Origin of the sequence: Bradyrhizobium sp. NBAIM18, assembly GCF_020193825.1 — a bacterium.
GTDB classification, from domain to species: domain Bacteria; phylum Pseudomonadota; class Alphaproteobacteria; order Rhizobiales; family Xanthobacteraceae; genus Bradyrhizobium; species Bradyrhizobium yuanmingense.
Genome location: NZ_JADYVO010000031.1, coordinates 35,029 through 52,573, shown reverse-complemented (window position 1 = coordinate 52,573; position 17,545 = coordinate 35,029). Strand labels below are relative to the sequence as shown.

At 65.0% G+C, this 17,545-nt stretch carries 14 protein-coding genes; 8 read left to right on the top strand and 6 right to left on the bottom strand.

Going from position 1 to position 17,545, the window contains the following annotated elements:
* The first annotated feature begins 323 nt into the window (after window positions 1-323).
* Window positions 324-2,294, top strand: coding sequence for a carbohydrate porin (locus I6F17_RS35195; RefSeq protein WP_225131053.1), 1,971 nt, complete (start codon window positions 324-326; stop codon window positions 2,292-2,294).
* Window positions 2,295-2,500: 206 nt separating this feature from the next.
* Here the strand turns inward: I6F17_RS35195 and I6F17_RS35190 are convergent, their stop codons facing one another.
* Window positions 2,501-4,576, bottom strand: coding sequence for a HAMP domain-containing methyl-accepting chemotaxis protein (locus tag I6F17_RS35190; protein WP_225131051.1), 2,076 nt, complete (start codon window positions 4,574-4,576; stop codon window positions 2,501-2,503).
* A gap of 244 nt (window positions 4,577-4,820) precedes the next feature.
* On the opposite strand from I6F17_RS35190, the gene I6F17_RS35185 reads away from it, so the two are divergent.
* Complete coding sequence (locus tag I6F17_RS35185) at window positions 4,821-6,116, top strand: hemolysin family protein (RefSeq protein WP_225131049.1); 1,296 nt, start codon at window positions 4,821-4,823, stop codon at window positions 6,114-6,116.
* A 236-nt stretch (window positions 6,117-6,352) separates the two neighbouring features.
* On the opposite strand, the gene I6F17_RS35180 is transcribed toward I6F17_RS35185, so the two are convergent.
* The 3 genes from I6F17_RS35180 to I6F17_RS35170 all read right to left on the bottom strand — a co-directional run bounded on the left by I6F17_RS35180 (window position 6,353) and on the right by I6F17_RS35170 (window position 9,510).
* Window positions 6,353-6,592, bottom strand: coding sequence for a PilZ domain-containing protein (locus I6F17_RS35180; protein WP_036014228.1), 240 nt, complete (start codon window positions 6,590-6,592; stop codon window positions 6,353-6,355).
* A 99-nt stretch (window positions 6,593-6,691) separates the two neighbouring features.
* Window positions 6,692-8,317: an FMN-binding glutamate synthase family protein gene (locus tag I6F17_RS35175; RefSeq protein ID WP_036014247.1), complete on the bottom strand. Its 1,626-nt coding sequence runs from the start codon at window positions 8,315-8,317 to the stop codon at window positions 6,692-6,694.
* Between the two features lie 419 nt (window positions 8,318-8,736).
* Window positions 8,737-9,510, bottom strand: coding sequence for a ferredoxin--NADP reductase (locus I6F17_RS35170; RefSeq protein ID WP_036042414.1), 774 nt, complete (start codon window positions 9,508-9,510; stop codon window positions 8,737-8,739).
* Window positions 9,511-9,883: 373 nt separating this feature from the next.
* On the opposite strand from I6F17_RS35170, the gene I6F17_RS35165 reads away from it, so the two are divergent.
* The 6 genes from I6F17_RS35165 (at window position 9,884) to I6F17_RS35140 (ending at window position 16,202) form a co-directional block, all read left to right on the top strand.
* Window positions 9,884-10,696 (top strand): RimK-like protein, encoded by an 813-nt coding sequence (locus I6F17_RS35165; protein WP_225131047.1) that lies wholly within the window; start codon window positions 9,884-9,886, stop codon window positions 10,694-10,696.
* Window positions 10,697-10,906: 210 nt separating this feature from the next.
* Window positions 10,907-11,914, top strand: a complete 1,008-nt coding sequence (locus I6F17_RS35160; protein ID WP_225131046.1) for an NADP-dependent oxidoreductase — start codon at window positions 10,907-10,909, stop codon at window positions 11,912-11,914.
* 147 nt (window positions 11,915-12,061) lie between these two features.
* The gene (locus I6F17_RS35155; protein ID WP_225131045.1) at window positions 12,062-12,895 is read left to right on the top strand and encodes a cysteine rich repeat-containing protein; all 834 of its coding nucleotides are present in this window, start codon (window positions 12,062-12,064) and stop codon (window positions 12,893-12,895) included.
* 128 nt (window positions 12,896-13,023) lie between these two features.
* Window positions 13,024-13,239, top strand: coding sequence for a hypothetical protein (locus I6F17_RS35150; RefSeq protein ID WP_036042430.1), 216 nt, complete (start codon window positions 13,024-13,026; stop codon window positions 13,237-13,239).
* 189 nt (window positions 13,240-13,428) lie between these two features.
* Entirely contained in the window at window positions 13,429-14,592 is a 1,164-nt protein-coding gene (locus I6F17_RS35145; protein ID WP_225131044.1) for an FAD-dependent monooxygenase, read from the top strand.
* Window positions 14,589-16,202: a benzoate-CoA ligase family protein gene (locus I6F17_RS35140; RefSeq protein ID WP_225131043.1), complete on the top strand. Its 1,614-nt coding sequence runs from the start codon at window positions 14,589-14,591 to the stop codon at window positions 16,200-16,202. The genes I6F17_RS35145 and I6F17_RS35140 overlap by 4 nt, the downstream gene beginning before the upstream one ends.
* Before the next feature lie 165 nt (window positions 16,203-16,367).
* On the opposite strand, the gene I6F17_RS35135 is transcribed toward I6F17_RS35140, so the two are convergent.
* Both I6F17_RS35135 and maiA read right to left on the bottom strand, forming a co-directional pair.
* Window positions 16,368-16,880 (bottom strand): MarR family transcriptional regulator, encoded by a 513-nt coding sequence (locus I6F17_RS35135; RefSeq protein ID WP_225131042.1) that lies wholly within the window; start codon window positions 16,878-16,880, stop codon window positions 16,368-16,370.
* Window positions 16,870-17,502 carry a maleylacetoacetate isomerase gene (maiA, locus tag I6F17_RS35130; RefSeq protein ID WP_225131041.1) on the bottom strand — a complete coding sequence of 211 codons (633 nt, stop codon included), beginning with the start codon at window positions 17,500-17,502 and terminating at the stop codon, window positions 16,870-16,872. The genes I6F17_RS35135 and maiA overlap by 11 nt, the downstream gene beginning before the upstream one ends.
* Between the last annotated feature and the right edge of the window lie 43 nt (window positions 17,503-17,545).

Below are 17,545 nucleotides of genomic sequence, written 5' to 3'. Positions count from 1 at the left end.
ACCCCGCCCGGCTGTCCCCCCGGGCGGGGTCATTCCGTTTTGGATTCCCGGATTTTGTTGCACCCGCGTCACACAGCAGTGCGAACTCTCCTCCGCGACACCGCAACGTGAGTTGCTCTTGCGAACTATTCGCAATAAGGCTTGTCGCAGGTTCAGGAACTTGAGACGAAGTCGAGGCGAATCGCGACCATCCCGGCCGGTCGCCTCGGGCGCGGAGGCGTGGTGACAGAATCGCCGCGACCCGGCAGGGACATCGCGGCGGGTGGGACACATTCGCGTTTGGGGGCGTGCGTTTGGCGTTGAGAGGTCACAGACACCGGTGCTTGCGAACGGCCGCGGCGATTGCCACGGGCGTGCTGGCTTTTCCGACCGCCGGCCGCGCGGCCGATCTGCCGCTGAAGGAGCCGGCCTTGAGAGCGGTCTATGACTGGACCGGTCTCTATATCGGCGCGCATGCCGGCTACAGCCATGGCTCGTCGCGCTTCGCGCTGAACGACGGCACCGCCATCAGCGACAACGGCGTCTTCAGCGGCATGATCGGCGGCGTGCAGGCGGGCTACAATTACCGCCTCAACTCCGGCTGGCTGGTCGGCGTCGAAGGCGATTTTGCGTTTCCCAACTACATCACCTCGAACTCGATCGTCTCGTTCCTGGCAACGCCCGCCAACACCGTCACCCAGCAATGGGACTACGCCGCGAGCGTGCGCGGCCGCGTCGGCTACACCAGCGGTCCCTGGCTCATCTATGCCACCGGCGGCTTCGCCTGGATGGGGGAGCGCTATTTCGACGTGCCGGCCTCCGGCGCCGAAATCCCGAAGATCCTGAACACGCGGCCCGGCTGGGTCGCAGGCGCCGGCCTCGAATACGCCTTCGCGCCGCATTGGAGCGCGCGGCTCGAATATCTCTACAGCCGCTTCGACGGCGCCAACGTCGCCTTCTCCACGGGCGCGCAATACACGTCCTCGTCGCTCGACTTCCAGCAGGTCAGGCTCGGCCTCAACCGCAAGGTCGATTGGCCGGGCCTGCCGAGCTATGATCCGAAGAGCTCACTGATCGACAGCGAATCGGACCGCTGGGAGATCCACGGCCAGACCACTTATCTGCCGCAAGGCTATCCATCCTTTCCCGCGCTCTATACCGGGCCGAACTCGCTGTCGCCGTCGCGGCAGGCCAAGGCCACCTGGAGCAACAGCCTGTTCCTGAACGCGCGGCTGTGGGACGGCGGCGAGGTCTATTACAATCCCGAACTGCTGCAGGGATTTGGGCTGAACGACACGGTCGGTGCGGCCGGCTTCCCGAACGGCGAAGCGCAGAAGTCGAACTTCCCCTATCCGCATTACAACACCTCGCGCCTGTTCGTGCGCCAGACCTTCGGCTTCGGCGGCGAGCAGGAAGAGCTTGCGAGCGGTCAGCTCCAGCTGGGGCAGAAGGTCGACGTGTCGCGCCTCACGATTCAGGCCGGCAAGTTTCCGGTGATCGACGTGTTCGACGGCAATGCCTATGCCAAGGATACGCGCCGGGATTTCATGAACTGGTCGATCTGGGCGCCCGGCGCCTTCGACTATTCCGCCGACAAGGTCGGCCTCACCTACGGCGTCACCGCCGAGCTCAACCAGAAGCAATGGGCGCTACGCGGCGGCTATTTCCTGATGGTCTCCGAGTCCAACGCCAATCACTTCGACACCAGGGTCGGGGAGCGCGGTCAATATTTGCTCGAGGTCGAGACGCGCTTCTCGCTGCTCGGCCGGCCGGGCAAGCTCAGGACCATCGGCTGGCTCGATAGCGCCAACATGGGCAGCTTCCGCGAGACGCTGGACAATCCCGCGCTCAATCTCGACATCGCGCAGACCCGGCGCGGCCGCCTGAAGTACGGCTACGTGTTCAACCTCGAGCAGGCGATCACCGACGATGTCGGCCTGTTCGGCCGCTGGAGCTGGAACGACGGCAAGACAGAAACGCTGGCCTTCACCGACATTCATCGCAGCCTGTCCGGCGGCGTTTCGATCAAGGGCACGACTTGGGGCCGACCCGACGACGTGATCGGCGTCGGCGGCGCGATCAATGCGATCTCGCAGGATTATCGCGACTTCCTCGCCGCCGGCGGCCTCGGTGTGCTGGTCGGCGACGGCGCGCTGAACTACCGCAAGGAACGTATCCTTGAAACCTATTACGCCTATGCGGTGAACAAGAACATCACCCTCACCGCCGACTACCAGCTCATCGTCAACCCCGCCTACAATGCCGACCGCGGACCGATATCGGTGTTTTCGGGGCGGCTGCACGGGGAGTTCTGAGCGCGACGCGACTTCGGTGCGCGCCTCGTCCTTCGAGACGACCGCGTCGCGGTCTCCTCAGGATGAGGCTAAGCAGCACCGGCGCCCGTGGAAATAGCTGCCGCATAGTCCGTCCTCATCCTGAGGAGCCCGCGAAAGCGGGCGTCTCGAAGGATGGGCCGCGGGCACATCAATGCGATTGCCTCGCAAGTGGCGAGGGACGCTCGTCACGCCGCGCGGATCGCGTCCAGGAATTTTCCGACCTCGGTCTTGAGGCGGCTGCTTTCGCCGGAGAGCGACCTTGCCGATGCGAGCACGTTGGAGGAGGCCGATCCGGTCTGGCTGGCACCGCGCTGCACGTCGACGATGCTGGCGGAGACCTGCTGGGTGCCGCGCGCAGCCTGCTGCACGTTGCGGGAAATCTCGCGCGTCGCTGCGCCCTGCTCCTCGACCGCCGCGGCGATTGCGGACGCGATCTCGGACATGCGGGAGATGGTGTCGCCGATCGACTTGATGGCGCCGACGGAGTCCTCCGTCGCCGTCTGGATGCCCGAGATCTGCTGGCTGATCTCGCCGGTGGCCTTGGCGGTCTGCTCGGCCAGCGCCTTGACCTCGGACGCGACGACGGCGAAGCCGCGACCGGCCTCGCCGGCGCGCGCCGCCTCGATGGTGGCGTTGAGCGCCAGAAGGTTGGTCTGGCCGGCGATTTGGCTGATGAGCTCGACGACGTCGCCGATCCGCCCCGCGGCCCTGGCGAGCTCGCCGACATGCTCGTTGGTCCGCCCGGCCTGCTGCACAGCCTCGCCGGCGATGCGCGCGGAATCCTGAACCTGACGGCCGATCTCGTCGACCGACGAGGCCATCTCCTCGGCCGCGGCGGCAACGGTCTGCACGTTGGTAGAGGCTTGCTCGGAGGCGGCGGCGACGGTCGCCGTGACCTTCTCCGATTGCTCGGCCGTGCTCGTCAGCGTTCCCGCAGAGGCTTCCAGCTCCGAGGATGCCGACGAGACGGTGTTGATGACGCCGCCGATCATGGCTTCGAACTCGCGCGCGATCTGATCCATGCGCTGGCTGCGCTTCAGCTTCGCTTCCGCTTCGATCGCGGCCGCCTCGTCGGCGGACTTCTTGGCGAGCAGCGAATCCTTGAAATGCTGGAGCGAGCCTGCGACCTGGCCGATCTCGTCGCTGCGGCCTGTCGCGGGAATCTCGACCTCGTGCTGCCCGGCGGCGAGCGCGCCGATCACATCGGCGATCCGGCCGAGCGGCGTCACCACGCGCTTGCGCAGCATGATGGTCACGCCACCGAGCGTGCCGAGCAGGGCCAGCACGGCGACGCCGGCGAGCGCGAGCATCGCCAGCGCGCCGTCGCGCGCGGCCGAGGCGCGCTCGGCGGCTTCCGCCAGCGCAGCGTCGCGCACGCCGTAGAACATCTGGATGGCCGGCACGATGACCTTCGCCAGTTCGTCGGCGGTGATGCCGTACTTGCCGTCCGCCCTCGCCGCAGGCATCTCCTTCTCCACAGCCAAGGCCGCTTTTCCAAAATAGGATTCCGTCGCCGCCTTCAACGCGGTGGCGATCCTGGGCGGATTGCCGAGTTGCTCCATGCCGGCTTCGATACGCTCGCGATCGATTTCGACGCGTCCCTGCATGCGATCCATCAGCGAGAATTCGGCCGCCACCAAGGGGCGGCGTGCGGACAGCGCCGGCGATAATGTGGCGGCGCGGCTGCCGGCCGAAACGCGCAGATCCTGCGCGGTTCGCGCCAGGCTTAACAGCGCGGCGAGCGAGGAATCCGCATTGACGACCTGTCCTTCGAGCCGGTTCATGATGGGCTCGATGTTGCTGATAACCTCGGCAACGGCGGGCAGGAAGCCCTTGACCACAGCGCTGTCGCGCGCCGCAAGTGGAACGCTCATTGCGCGATCTGCCGCCGTGTAGACGTCCTTGAGCCGACGGGCGGCGCGACCCAGGGTTTCGATCAGCGTTGCGCTGTCATCGACCACCATGAGCGCGCGCCTTGCGGCCTCGAATCCGGCATCGGCCGCTTTCGCCGCCTTCGCGGCAGCTTCGGTCTGAGCCTGCGTTGCCGCGCCTTCCTGGAAGACGGGGGTGATGTAGGGCGCACGAAGGCCAGCGACGTGCTGGCTAACCGTTAGCATCGCGCCGAAAGCCTCCACCGTCTTGATCGCGTCGGAGCGGTTCGTGAAGATGCGGGCCTGCGGTATCAGCACCTCGGCGCCGAGAATGACTGCAAATACCGTCACCGTCAGCATCGACAGCGCAAAAAGCTTCCCGATCCGCATCCCTCAGGTTCCCCGACTTTACTTCTGCAATGTCGAAAACCTAGCCCGCGGGCCACTAAGGGCTCGTTAAGCAACGATCCGTAGTTCCGCGGGGTGTCAACGTCGCGGACGCCTTTAGGAACGCCGTCGCGCACGGGTTCCCTTTCGGTATGAATAAGCAGAATCGCCAGCACTTCCGCACTGAATACCTATATCAGTGGCTTGCCGGCATTCCCGGCCACACTTGCTTACCTCCGGAACGTCAATGCTTTCGCTCGAACTCGCCATCGTCGTCGTCCTGATCGTTATCAACGGCCTGCTCTCCATGTCGGAGCTGGCCGTGGTCTCGTCGCGTCCGGCACGGCTGTCGCTGCTCGCGGCCAAGGGCGTGCGCGGCGCCGAGCGGGCGCTGACGCTGGCGGCCGATCCCGGCAAGTTCCTCTCGACGGTGCAGATCGGCATCACGCTGGTCGGTGTGCTCTCCGGCGCGTTCTCGGGCGCGACGCTCGGGCAGCGGCTGACGCAATGGCTGCTCGAGCTCGGCCTGTCCCCAGGTATTGCCGACATCGTCGGCGTCGGCATCGTGGTCACGCTCATCACCTACGGCACTCTGATCGTCGGCGAGCTGGTGCCGAAGCAGGTGGCGCTGCGCGACCCCGAGAGCATCGCGGTGCGGGTCGCGCCGGCGATGCACGCGCTCGCGAAAATATCGCTGCCGCTCGTGTTTCTGCTCGACGTCTCCGGCAAGCTGATCCTCACGCTGCTCGGCCGCGGCGGCAAGGCCGAGGAGAAGGTCTCGGAGGACGAGATCCATCACCTCGTCAGCGAGGCCGAGAGTGCAGGCGTGCTCGAACCCGGCGAGAAGGAGATGATCGCCGGCGTGATGCGGCTCGGCGACCGGCCGGTCGGCGCGGTCATGACGCCGCGCACCGAGGTCGACGAGATCGACCTGAACGACGATTCCGCCGCCATCCAGGAGATCATCGCCAAGAGCCCGCATTCGCGCTTTCCCGTCTCAGACGGTGACCGCGACAAGCCGATCGGCGTGCTGCAGGCCAAGGATTTGCTGGTCGCCTATATGAACGAACGCAACCCGGACCTGCGCGCGCTGGTGCGCGAGGCGCCCGGCATCCCGGTGTCGGCAGATGCGCGCGACGTGCTGACCATCCTGAAAGCGGCGCCGGTTCACGTCGGGCTCGTCTATGACGAATACGGTGCCTTCGAAGGCATGGTGACGGCCGCCGACATCCTCTACTCGATCGTCGGCGCCTTTCATTCCGAGGAGGGACCGCCCGAGCCGGCCTTCATCAGGCGCGACGACGATTCGCTGCTGATCTCCGGCTGGATGCCGGTCGACGAGTTCGGCGAACTGCTCGGCATCGAGCTGCCGCCGCATCGCTACAACACGGTCGCAGGCCTCGTGCTGCAACAATTCAACATGCTGCCCGATGTCGGCGATGCCTTCGATTTCGGCGGCTGGCACATCGAGGTGGTCGATCTCGACGGGCGAAGGATCGACAAGATATTGGCGAGCCGATTGACTGAGGTCGAGACGGGGTGAGGCTCACCCTCCGCCGTCGTCCCGGACAAGCGCAGCTCTCGACAACGCGTAGCGTTGTCTAGAGCGGAGCGCTGATCCCGGACCCATAACCACAGGGAAGAGTTTGGCGAAGGCTGGGAGTTGCCAGCTCGCGCTTGCAACTTCTCCCTGGGGTTATGGGTCCCGGGCTCGCGACTTCGTCGCACCCCGGGACGACGGCGGAGTTTGACGCTAGAGCGCGCGTCGAACGCCGAGCTTCACCCGAACCTGACCCCGATCCGCTTTTCCTTGCGCCAGACTACCGTGCAGGTCCGATGCGTGCCGTCGGCCTGGACGAACAGGGTGAAATGATCGGGAATGCCGACGGGGCTGGCGACGTCGAGTGCGGCGCCGGTATCGGAGAGATTGCGGACGGTGCAGTCGATCGCGCCGCCGCCGAACTCGATCGTTCCGGCCTTCAGCACGCGATGTCGGGCCTTGTCGCGTCGCTCGTCCATGGGGCGAATCTACACCCAAAGTTGAACCAGCCGTTAAACCCCACCCTTCGCTCTCGGCAATTTGACCCCCCTTGGCCTATTGCAGCCGCCGCCGGCGTCTCACAGCGCCGGCTGGAACGTCTCGGCGCGCGCCATCTGCCAGGCGTCGCGGAACCGCGGGTCTTCCGTGCCTTCGAGCAGCTCGCCCGGACGCAGCGCCGGATAGAGCTGCGCGAAAGACTTCACCTGGGTCGTCGACGTCCGTTGGCTGAAATGGATCGGCCGCAGCTGCTGCGGATGTTCGAGCCCGGCCGCGGCGATCAGCTCGGTCAGCGAGTGCAGCGTGGCGTGGTGATAATTGTGCACGCGGTCGATCTTGAGCGGCACGTAGAGCGCGCGCGCCCGCGTCGGATCCTGCGTCGCCACGCCGGTCGGGCAGCGGTCGGTGTGGCAGCTCAACGACTGGATGCAGCCGAGCGAGAACATGAAGCCGCGCGCCGAATTGCACCAATCGGCGCCGATCGCCATGGCGCGCGCCATGTCGAAGGCGGTCGCGATCTTGCCGGAGGCGCCGATCTTGATGCGGTCGCGCGCATTGATGCCGACCAGCGCGTTGTGGACGAAATTGACGCCCTCGCGCATCGGCATCCCCAGATGATCCATGAACTCAAGCGGCGCGGCACCGGTGCCGCCCTCATTGCCGTCGACGACGATGAAATCAGGATAGATTCCGGTCTGCAGCATCGCCTTGCAGATCGCCAGGAACTCCCAGGGATGGCCGATGCAGAGCTTGAAGCCGGCCGGCTTGCCGCCCGAAAGGCGGCGCATCTCGGCGATGAACTGCATCATGCCCACGGGCGTCGAGAAGGCGCGGTGCGAGGCCGGCGAGATGCAGTCCTCGCCCATGGCGACGCCGCGGATCTTGGAGATCTCCTCGGAGACCTTGGCCGCCGGCAGCACGCCGCCATGGCCGGGCTTGGCACCCTGGCTGACCTTGAGCTCGACCATCTTGATCTGGTCGTCGCCGGCGACGCGCGCGAACGCTTCGGGATCGAAGCTGCCGTCGAGATGACGGCAGCCGAAATAGCCCGAGCCGATCTCCCAGATGATGTCGCCGCCCATCTCGCGGTGATAGGGGCTGACGCCGCCCTCACCGGTGTCATGGGCGAAACCACCCTTCTTGGCGCCGGCATTCAGCGCGCGCACGGCGTTGGGGCTGAGCGCGCCAAAACTCATCGCCGAGATGTTGAACACCGAGGCCGAATAAGGCTTTGCGCAATCAGGCCCACCGATCACGACACGGAATTTCTCCGTGGCATGCGCCTTCGGCGAGACCGAGTGATGCATCCACTCGTAACCCTCGCGATAGACGTCCTCCTGGGTGCCGAAAGGACGCTTGTCGAGCTCCATCTTGGCGCGCTGATAGACTACCGCGCGGGTGTCGCGCGAGAACGGCATGCCGTCCTTCTCGCTCTCGAAGAAATATTGCCGCATCTCGGGGCGAATCTCTTCGAGCAGGAAGCGGATATGCGCCGAAATCGGGTAGTTGCGCAGCACCGCGTGGCTCTTCTGCAGAAGATCGCGGACGCCGAGCAGGGTCAGCGCGCCGAAGATCAGGATCGGAATCAGCAGGATGTCGAAGATCTTGCCGTCGGAGATGCCGATGCCGATCAGGAGCGCCGTGACCACCGCGCAGATCGTCAGCACGATGAAGCGCGGCGAGAAGGGCAGCAGCAGGGTTTCCATGATCCCCTCCTCCGCCAGCGGCAGGCGTTTCGGGGATGCATGCGTCTTGTTGTCGTCGGCCACGATTCCGATCCTCTCGCCAGCAGAAGGCGTCACGATACGCCCGCGCCTGTCATACGGATATGACGCCGCCCTTGTTTCAGGCTAGCGAATTCGGCCGAGACAAATCAATCAGCCGGATGGACGAATTTTGCGGTGCAGCAGAGGGAGGAGGCGACAGCCGCCACTGAAACTCAGTTGTCGTCCCGGGCAAGCGTCAGCGCAGACCCGGGATCCATAACCACGGGATTACGTGGTGAGAGAAAGCTGTCACTCCGAGCCGTAACACGTCCTGTGGCTAATCGGCGCGCGCTTGGGGCGCGCTTGTCCGGGACGACGAGTGAGTGTGGCGCGCGATCGCGCCACTTCCTCAGCAAAACTCAGCGCTCGACGAAGGCCTTCTCGATCACGAAATGGCCGGGCTTGTTGCCGCTTCCTTCGACGAAGTCGCGGCTCTCGAACATCGCCTTGAGCTCTTCGAGCATCGCCGGGCTGCCGCACATCATGATGCGGTCGGTTGCGATGTCGAGCGGGCCCTGCCCGATGTCGTTGAAGATCTGCTCGGAGCTGATGAGGTCGGTGATGCGGCCGCGATTCCGGAACGGCTCGCGGGTCACGGTCGGATAATAGACGAGCTTATCCGCGAGCAGCTCGCCGAACAGCTCATCCTCGCGCAGGGTCGCGACCAGCTTCTCGCCATAGGCGAGCTCGGAGACCTGGCGGCAGCCATGCACCAGCACGATGGACTCGAACTGGTCGTAAACCTCGGGGTCCTTGATCAGGCTGGCGAAGGGCGCAAGGCCGGTGCCGGTCGAGAGCAGCATCAGCCGCTTGCCGGGAAGCAGGTTATCCGTGATCAGCGTACCGGTCGCCTTGCGGCCGACCAGAATGGTGTCGCCTTCCTTGATCTTCTGCAGGCGCGAGGTCAACGGACCGTCCTGCACCTTGATCGAGAAGAACTCGAGCTCCTCCTCGTGGTTGGCGCTCGCCATGCTGTAGGCCCGCAGCAGCGGCCGGCCATCGACCTCGAGGCCGATCATGGCGAACTGGCCGTTCTGGAACCGGAAGCCGGTATCGCGGGTGGCGCGGAAGCTGAACAGCGTGTCGGTCCAGTGGTGGACGGAAAGAACCTTCTCTCGGTAAAACGCGCTCATGATTTTCGATATTCCGAATAACTGCGGTTTTAGGACAAAAGCGTTGCCCGGCCCTGAAATCGGGGCGGCACCATTTGCCATGGCGGAGGATTTCGCGTGTGTGATCTACGCCATTGAGACCAATAATCAACCTCGTTTCGGATGCAATTGATGCCGGTCAAACCGGCATTTGCGGCAGAACTGGTCACATCATTAAGGAATTTGCTGCCTGGCGCGCGCGGAGGATAATTTCTTTTCCCTCCCGGCCTTCATTGCAGCACTTAATTTCCGGCGCGCTCGCAAGAATTTCATTAACAATAGCTCTGATTTTCAGCCGGTTTGGCGCCGATGCCCGCATTTTTGCGGCTTTTGGCGACAGGAATGACGAAACACCATGGCAAGCGGCGAGCGGATCTTCGTTTCTGCGATCAGGCGGTATTGCGCGGAGAGGGGCATCGCGGTCGATGTCCGCTCCGACGGCTGGCTGATCGCAATGCGCCGGGGGCCCCGGCGCCGTTTCGCCTTCGGCTACGACATCGGCCTCAACAGCGCCATCGCCCATCGCCTCGCCAATGACAAATCGGCCACCGCCGAGGCGCTGACGCTGGCGGAGGTGCCCTGCGTTCCGCATCGGCTGTTCCTCAACCCGAAGCTGGGCGTGCATGTCGCCGGCGCCGATTGGCGCGAGGGGATGCTGGCGCAGCTTGCCCAAAACCCGCAGGGCGTGGTGGTGAAGCCGAACGAGGGGACATCAGGGCGATCGGTGTTCAAGGTGACGACGGAGGCGGAGCTCGACCGGGCGGCCAGCGAGGTCTTTTCGATGAGTACGGGGCTCGTGATCTCGCCCTTTGTCGCGATCGAGGAGGAGGTCCGCGTGGTCCTGCTCGATGACATGCCGCTCGTCGTCTACAGCAAGCAGCGCGGCTCGGATTGGCGGCACAATCTCGATGCCGGCGCAAAGCCGGTGTTGCTGGAGGACGGCGAAGTCCGCGCGGCCTGCGCAAAGCTCGCGATCGATGCCGCGTGCGCCATCGGCATCGTCTTTGCTTCGATCGACGTGGTTCGCGTGAACGGCGAATGGAAGGTGCTCGAGATCAATTCCGGCGTGATGATGGAGGCTCTGGGCAAGCTGCATCCGGAGCTGGTGCAGGCGGCGTATGACGCGGCACTGGATCGGGTGTTTGGCGAGCTTCGCCACGAGCGATAATCACTGCCCATTATTCGCCCCGCGGAAATCGTCGGCCGCGTTGAACGCCTTTGCCGGCTACAACGTAGTCGGCACGTTCACGTTGGCTGGATGTTCCCGTTGTGAAATGGAACGCCGCGCTCTAGCCTTCACGCAACGCATGACGCTTGTGGCCTGCACGTTTCCGGCGGCTGCATCAATAGTCGTCAAGCAAATGAAGGGGGAAACGCCATGAGCGGCAACATCAATCGCCAGATCCTGCTGGTGGAGAAGCCCAGCGGCAAGCTCGGTCCCGAACATTTCAGGATGGTCGAGGGCGCGATGCCGGAGCCGAAGGACGGCGAGGCCTTGCTGCGTGTGCGCTATATCTCGCTCGACGCAGCCAATCGCGCCTGGATGCACGGCGCGACCTATCGTTCCGCCGTCGAAGCCAACAGCGTCATGGCCGGCGGCGCCATCGCCGAGGTCGTCAGCTCGAAGGCAGCGGGGCTTGCGCCCGGCGACATCGTATTCGGCGACACCGGCTGGCAGGAATTTGCCGCCGTGCCGGCGAAGCATCTGACCAAGATGCCGAAGCTCGAGCCGATGACGCACCTTCTCAGCGTGTTCGGCATCGCGGGCCTCACCGCTTATTTTGGCCTGCTTGAGATCGGCAAGCCCAGGGAGGGCGAGACGGTCGTGGTCTCCGCGGCCGCGGGCTCGGTCGGCTCGATCGTCGGACAGATCGCCAAGATCAGGGGATGCCGCGTCGTCGGCATCGCCGGCGGCGCCGACAAGTGCAACTGGCTGACCGCCGAGCTCAGCTTCGATGCCGCCGTGGACTACAAGGATGGCGCGGTGTTCAAGGCGCTGCGTGCAGCGGCGCCTGATGGCATCGACGTCTATTTCGACAATGTCGGCGGCGACATCCTCGAAGCCTGCCTGCCGCAGATGAACAATTACGGCCGCATCGCCTGTTGTGGCGCGATCTCGCAATATGACGGCGCGCCTGCCGCACATGGCCCGCGCGGCGTGCCCGGCCTGATCGTGGTGAAGCGGCTGACCATGCAGGGCTTCATCGTGATGGACTACATGAAGGACAGCGAGCGCGCGCTCGCCGATCTCCAGGCTTGGGTGAAATCCGGCAAGCTCAAGGTGCAGGAGGACATTCTCGATGGACTTGAGACCACGCCGAAAGCGCTGATCGGATTGCTCGCAGGCGAGAACCGCGGCAAGCGCATGGTGAGACTGACGACGTAGTCGCGCCCCAATTGCGCCGACAGAATTGACTTGCGGTAGAGGCCGAAGCGGCCAAAGATGCCGCTCGCGAGCTGACCCTCGCGACGATTGCGCTTGCATATTTTTTCAGGATGGTCGGCGTTCCCGATCGGGCAGGAATTCATTCAAATGTTCAAAACGTTGAAGCATGCGTCGACGCGCACAGCGTTGCTGGCGACAGCACTCTTCGCAACTGCAACAGGAGCGTTCGCGCAGACCGAGGCCCAGAAAAGCGCGATCCGGTCCGCATGCCGCTCGGACTTCATGGCGCATTGCTCGAGCGTGACGCCTGGCGGAGTGGAGGCATATCAATGCCTCGCCAAGAACATGTCGAGCCTGTCGTCGGGCTGCCAAGCTGCGGTTCGCGCGGTCGAACCGGCCGCCGCGCCGAAGACCGAAGCAGCGCCCGCCAAATCTGAACCGGCCAAATCTGAACCGGCCAAGTCTGAACCGGCCAAAACGGAAGCGGCGCCGGCTGCCGCGCCAGCTTCCAAGCCGGGAGCGGCGGCGGCGCCGAAGGCAGCAGCAGCAAAGCAGCCGAGCCCCGCGCAGGTTTCCGCGATCAAGAGCGCCTGCCGCGGCGATTATCCCAAGGTCTGCGCCAGCGTGCCGCCCGGCGGCGCGCCCGCGCTCGAATGCCTGGAGAAGAACAAGGCGAAGGTGTCGGCCGGTTGCGCCAAGGCGGTGAATGCGGCTTTCGGTGGCGGAGCGGCCGCGCCTGCTTCCGCTGCTGCACCGGCCGCAGAGGCGGCGCCTGCCGCGGCTCCGGCCGCCATCGTGCTGCGGCCATTGCTGCCGCGCGAAGAGCTGTTCATCGTGCGGTCGGCTTGCGGCGCCGACATCCGCACCCTCTGCGCCGGCGTGGCGCCCGGCGGCGGCCGGATCATCCAATGCATTTCCAACCGGGCGGCATCGCTCTCGCCGGCCTGCAAGGAGGTGCTCGCGCCTTTCGCGGCGAGGTAAGACGAAGTGGATGGTGTTCATCCGCAGCACGGAGATGAATTGCAGCGTGCGCGACCGGATGTTCGCACGCTGACACGGATACTTTCTTCAGACGCAATTTCGATCACGACAAGCCCCGGGAGGACAACATGCGTTCATTGCTGCTCGTTGCTCCTGCGCTTCTGGCTTTCGCCGCCACCATGACCTTCGAGGCCACCGACGCCAACGCGGTGGTATGCGCGCGCGGCGTCGTTCGCGCCGGCTGCGCCGGCCCGAACGCGGCCGTGGTCGTCCGCAAGCCGGTGCCGGCGGTCCGCTGCACCCGGGTTCTGGTGAACGGGGTCTATGTGAAGCGCTGCGTCTGACCCCCCAGTGGCCAATCCGCCCCGGTTTGACTATGATTCGCACCTGACGGTTTCGGACCCGCAAAACGCGTGTCCGGACACGTGCTTTGGCGTGCCGCGCGCTGTGCAATAAATCCGCTGGCGCCGGACACCGGAGCACATTAGTCTACCCCTAGATAGTAAGTATACTGTCAATTAGGGAGGCAGACGTTGCGGATCGCCGTGATTGGCGGGGGGCCCGGTGGGCTCTACTTCGCCTATCTCTGGAAGAAGCGTCACCCCGAGGATCAGGTCGACCTGTTCGAACAGAACCCGGCCGACGCGACCTGGGGCTTTGGCGTCGTGTTCTCCGACCAGGCGTTGGAGTTCCTGCGCGCCGACGACCCCGAGACGGTCGATGCGATCGCCCCGCACATGGAGAGCTGGGAGAACATCACGCTGCACCTGCATGGCGACAGCGTCGCCATCGACGGCGTCGGCTTCTCCTCGATCGGCCGGCTGGAGCTGCTCAGATTCCTGCAGCAGCGCGCATTCGATATCGGCGTCACGCCACGCTTCGACACGCAGATCCAGGCGATCGACCAGCTCAACGGCCACGATCTGATCGTTGCCGCCGACGGGCTGAACTCGCTGGTGCGCCGCGCCTATGAGGGCGATTTCGGGACGTCGCTGTCCTACTCATCCAACAAGTTCGTCTGGTACGGCACCTCGAAACGCTTCGACACGCTGTCGCAGACCTTCGTGAAGACCGAGCGCGGCGCCTTCAACGCCCATCACTACCGCTATTCGCCGACCATGAGCACCTTCCTGGTCGAATGCGATTACGCCACCTGGCAGGCCTATGGGTTCGCCTACAAGGACGTCGAGCAGTCCAAGGGCGTCTGCGAGGAGGTGTTCGCCGACACGCTCGGCGGCCATTGCCTCGTCTCCAACAAATCGGTCTGGCGCAATTTTCCCTGGATATGGAACGAGCACTGGTCGTTCAAGAACATGGTGCTGCTCGGCGACGCCCTGCATTCGGCACATTTCTCGATCGGCTCGGGCACGCGGCTCGCGATCGAGGACGCCATCGCCCTCGTCAAGGCGCTGGAGTCGGATGCGCATCTTGCGACCGCGCTGCATCGCTATCAGGCCGCGCGCAAGCCCATCGTGCAGAAGCTCGTCAACGCGGCGCGCACCAGTGCGTTCTGGTACGAACATTTCGCCGAGCACATGAAGCTTCCCCTGATGGACTTCGCCTACAGCTACATCACCCGCTCCGGCCGCATCGACGATTCGCGGCTGCGCGCGATGTCGCCGGCCTTCATGGCCCGCTACGAGGCGGCCAGGAACGCCGGAGACGGCGCCGAAGACAAGGGCGGAGATGCGGCATGAGCCATGACATCCGCGACCAGGTGCCGGCGGACAGCGATGGCGCGCGCGAGATCGGCTTTGCCGTTCCCGATATCTACAATGCCGGCCGCGTGCTGTTCGACAATCTCGGCAAGGGCCGCGGCGACAAGCTCGCGCTCCTGGGGCCGGCAGGCACGCGCACTTATGCCGAGCTCTGCGCGGAGGCCTGCCGCTGGGGCAACGGTTTCGCCTCGCTTGGCCTTACGCGCGGCGATCGCGTGCTGTTGTTTCTCGACGACACGCCGGCCTACCCCGCTGCCTTCTTCGGCGCCGTGCGCGCCGGCTTCGTGCCGCTGCTGATCAACACGTTGACGCCGCCGGACCTCTTGCAATTCTACCTCGCCGATTCCGGCGCGACCGTCGCGGTGGCGGATGCGGAATTCGCGGCGCGCTTCAATGCCGAGGCTTGCAGGGAGACCAAGCTGCATACACTGATCGTAGCCAACGGCGCGGCCGGCGAGCACGCGGCGCCGCGGGCGCTCGCGGCGGAGAACTGGCTCGCGCAGTTTTCTGCCGAGCTAGCGGAAGCGCCGACGCAGCGCGACGAAATGGCGTTCTGGATGTACTCCTCCGGCTCGACCGGACGGCCCAAAGGCATCGTGCACCTGCAGCACGACATGGCCTACACCGATGCTGCCTTTGCGCGGAACGTGCTGAAGCTGACGCCTGACGACATCTGCTTCTCGGTGCCGAAGATCTTCTTCGCCTATGGCTTCGGCAATTCCGTCACCTTCCCGTTCTCAGCCGGCGCCGCAACATTGCTGCTGCCGGGCCAGCCGAAGCCTACGTCGATCTTCGCGGCGATCGAGCAGTACAAGCCGACGGTGTTCTTCGGCCTGCCGACGCTGTACACCGCGCTGACCAAGGCCGAGGGCGCGGACAAGACGGATTTCTCGTCGCTGCGCATGGCGCTCTCCGCCGCCGAGGTGCTCTCGGCCGAGGTCTTCAACGGCTGGAAGACGCTCACGGGGCTCGAAATCGTCGAAGGCCTCGGCTCGACCGAGGTGCTGCACATCTATCTCTCCAACCGGCCCGAGCAGAAGAAGCTCGGCGCTGCGGGCCTGCGCGTTCCCGGCTACGAGGTCGCGCTGCGCGACAAGGACGGCCGCGACGTCGGCGACAACGAGGAAGGGATTCTGTGGGTCCGCGGTGATTCCAACACGCCGCTGTACTGGAACCGGCCGGACAAATCCGCCGAGACCATCCGCGAGGGCGGCTGGATCTACACCGGTGATCGCTTCGTGCGGGATGCCGACGGTTTCCACTTCTTCCGTGGCCGCGCCGACGATCTCATCAAGATCTCCGGCCAGTGGGTCTACCCGCTCGAGGTCGAGCTGTGCCTCGCCGATCACCCCGACATCCGCGAATGCGCGGTGTTCGCCGCCGAGCTGCCGGACCGTCGCATGACGCTGAAGGCGGTGGTGGTGATGAACAACCGTGCGGTCGACCAGAGTGAGGCGACGCGCAGGCTGCAGGACTATGTCAAGGGCAGGCTGCTGCCGTACAAATATCCGCGCGAGGTGATCTTCATCGACGAGCTGCCGAAGACGGGCACGGGGAAGATCGACCGGCAGGCGTTGTTGCGGATGTGAGGCGGTAAGCTCACCAGTTTCTCAGTGTCATCGCCCGCGAAGGCGGGCGATCCAGTATTCCAGAAGCGGTCGTGTTTCAGCCGAGAGGCCGCGGCGTACTGGATTCCCCGCTTTCGCGGGGAATGACAGCGGAGATAGAGGCGACAGCATCGCCTCAAACTCCCCTCACCCAGCCTTCCCCAGATGCTCCAGCGCGTCCTCCGCGCGCAGCGGCACGCGTGAGGCTTCATTGTTGAGATCGACGAGCTGCGCCAGAAGGCCCATCAGGGTCTTGCGATCCGCCGGCTTGAGCGGCTCCAGCATCCGCCCTTGCGCGCGCTCGACGGCGGGGATGATCTCGCGCAGGATCGCAGCACCCGACTTGGTCAGATAGAGCAGCTTGATCCGCTTGTCCTCGGGTGCCGGCTTGCGCTCGATATAGGCCTTGGCCTGGAGACGTTCGATCACACTGCCGAGCGTCGAGCGGTCGAAGGCGATCACCGCCGACAGCCGCGTCGCGTCGATGCCGGGATGGGTGTGGATTGCGACCAGCGCGGCATATTGCACCGGCGTGAGATCGAACGCCCTGCACTCCTCCATGAAGATGGAGACCGCGATCTGCTGCATGCGCCGGAACAGATAGCCCGGCGCGGCATAGACTGCGTCGATCGTGATCGGAGGGGGCGGCTTACTCGGCATCGGGCTGCTTCTCCGGCGCGGCATCGGCAAATGCCGGCAGCGCCTTGGCGGCGGCCTCGGCCTGGAGCAGGCGCGGATAGGCGGAGACGTCGACGCCGAAGCGGCGCGCATTGCCGAGCTGAGGCACGAGGCAGAGATCGGCCAGCGTCGGCGCATCGCCGAAGCAGAATGGGCCCTTCTCGCCCTTGATCAGCGTCTCGCAGGCCGACAGGCCCTCGCGGTTGACCCAGGCGGCCCAATCCTGGACCTTCTCCTCGGGCAGGCCGAGCTCACGCAGCCGCGCCAGCACTTTCAGGTTCTGCACCGGATGGGTGTCGCAGGCGATCGCCAGCGCAAACGCCCGCACCTTGGCGCGACGCAGCGGATCCCTCGGCAGCAGCGGCGGATTGGGATGGGTCTCGTCAAGCCATTCGATGATGGCCACCGATTGCGTCAGCACCCCGCCCCCATCGTCCTCCAGCGCCGGCACCAGGCCCTGCGGGTTGATGGCGAGATAGCTGGGGGCGCATTGCTCGCCCTTCCGCAAATGATGCGGCAGATGCTCGGCGCCGAGCCCCTTGAGGTTCAGCGCGATCCGCACGCGATAGGCGGCGCTGGAGCGGAAATAGCCGTGCAGCTTCATTGAGACCTCCCTGCTTTTGTCATTCCGGGGCGACGCGCCAGCG

Bases quoted from the DNA above. Each gene is read 5' to 3' on its own strand.
- I6F17_RS35190 (WP_225131051.1), bottom strand. From the start codon at position 4,576: ATGCGGATCGGGAAGCTTTTTGCGCTGTCGATGCTGACGGTGACGGTA.
- I6F17_RS35185 (WP_225131049.1), top strand. From the start codon at position 4,821: ATGCTTTCGCTCGAACTCGCCATCGTCGTCGTCCTGATCGTTATCAAC.
- I6F17_RS35180 (WP_036014228.1), bottom strand. From the start codon at position 6,592: ATGGACGAGCGACGCGACAAGGCCCGACATCGCGTGCTGAAGGCCGGA.
- I6F17_RS35175 (WP_036014247.1), bottom strand. From the start codon at position 8,317: ATGGAAACCCTGCTGCTGCCCTTCTCGCCGCGCTTCATCGTGCTGACG.
- I6F17_RS35170 (WP_036042414.1), bottom strand. From the start codon at position 9,510: ATGAGCGCGTTTTACCGAGAGAAGGTTCTTTCCGTCCACCACTGGACC.
- I6F17_RS35165 (WP_225131047.1), top strand. From the start codon at position 9,884: ATGGCAAGCGGCGAGCGGATCTTCGTTTCTGCGATCAGGCGGTATTGC.
- I6F17_RS35160 (WP_225131046.1), top strand. From the start codon at position 10,907: ATGAGCGGCAACATCAATCGCCAGATCCTGCTGGTGGAGAAGCCCAGC.
- I6F17_RS35155 (WP_225131045.1), top strand. From the start codon at position 12,062: ATGTTCAAAACGTTGAAGCATGCGTCGACGCGCACAGCGTTGCTGGCG.
- I6F17_RS35150 (WP_036042430.1), top strand. From the start codon at position 13,024: ATGCGTTCATTGCTGCTCGTTGCTCCTGCGCTTCTGGCTTTCGCCGCC.
- I6F17_RS35140 (WP_225131043.1), top strand. From the start codon at position 14,589: ATGAGCCATGACATCCGCGACCAGGTGCCGGCGGACAGCGATGGCGCG.
- I6F17_RS35135 (WP_225131042.1), bottom strand. From the start codon at position 16,880: ATGCCGAGTAAGCCGCCCCCTCCGATCACGATCGACGCAGTCTATGCC.
- maiA (WP_225131041.1), bottom strand. From the start codon at position 17,502: ATGAAGCTGCACGGCTATTTCCGCTCCAGCGCCGCCTATCGCGTGCGG.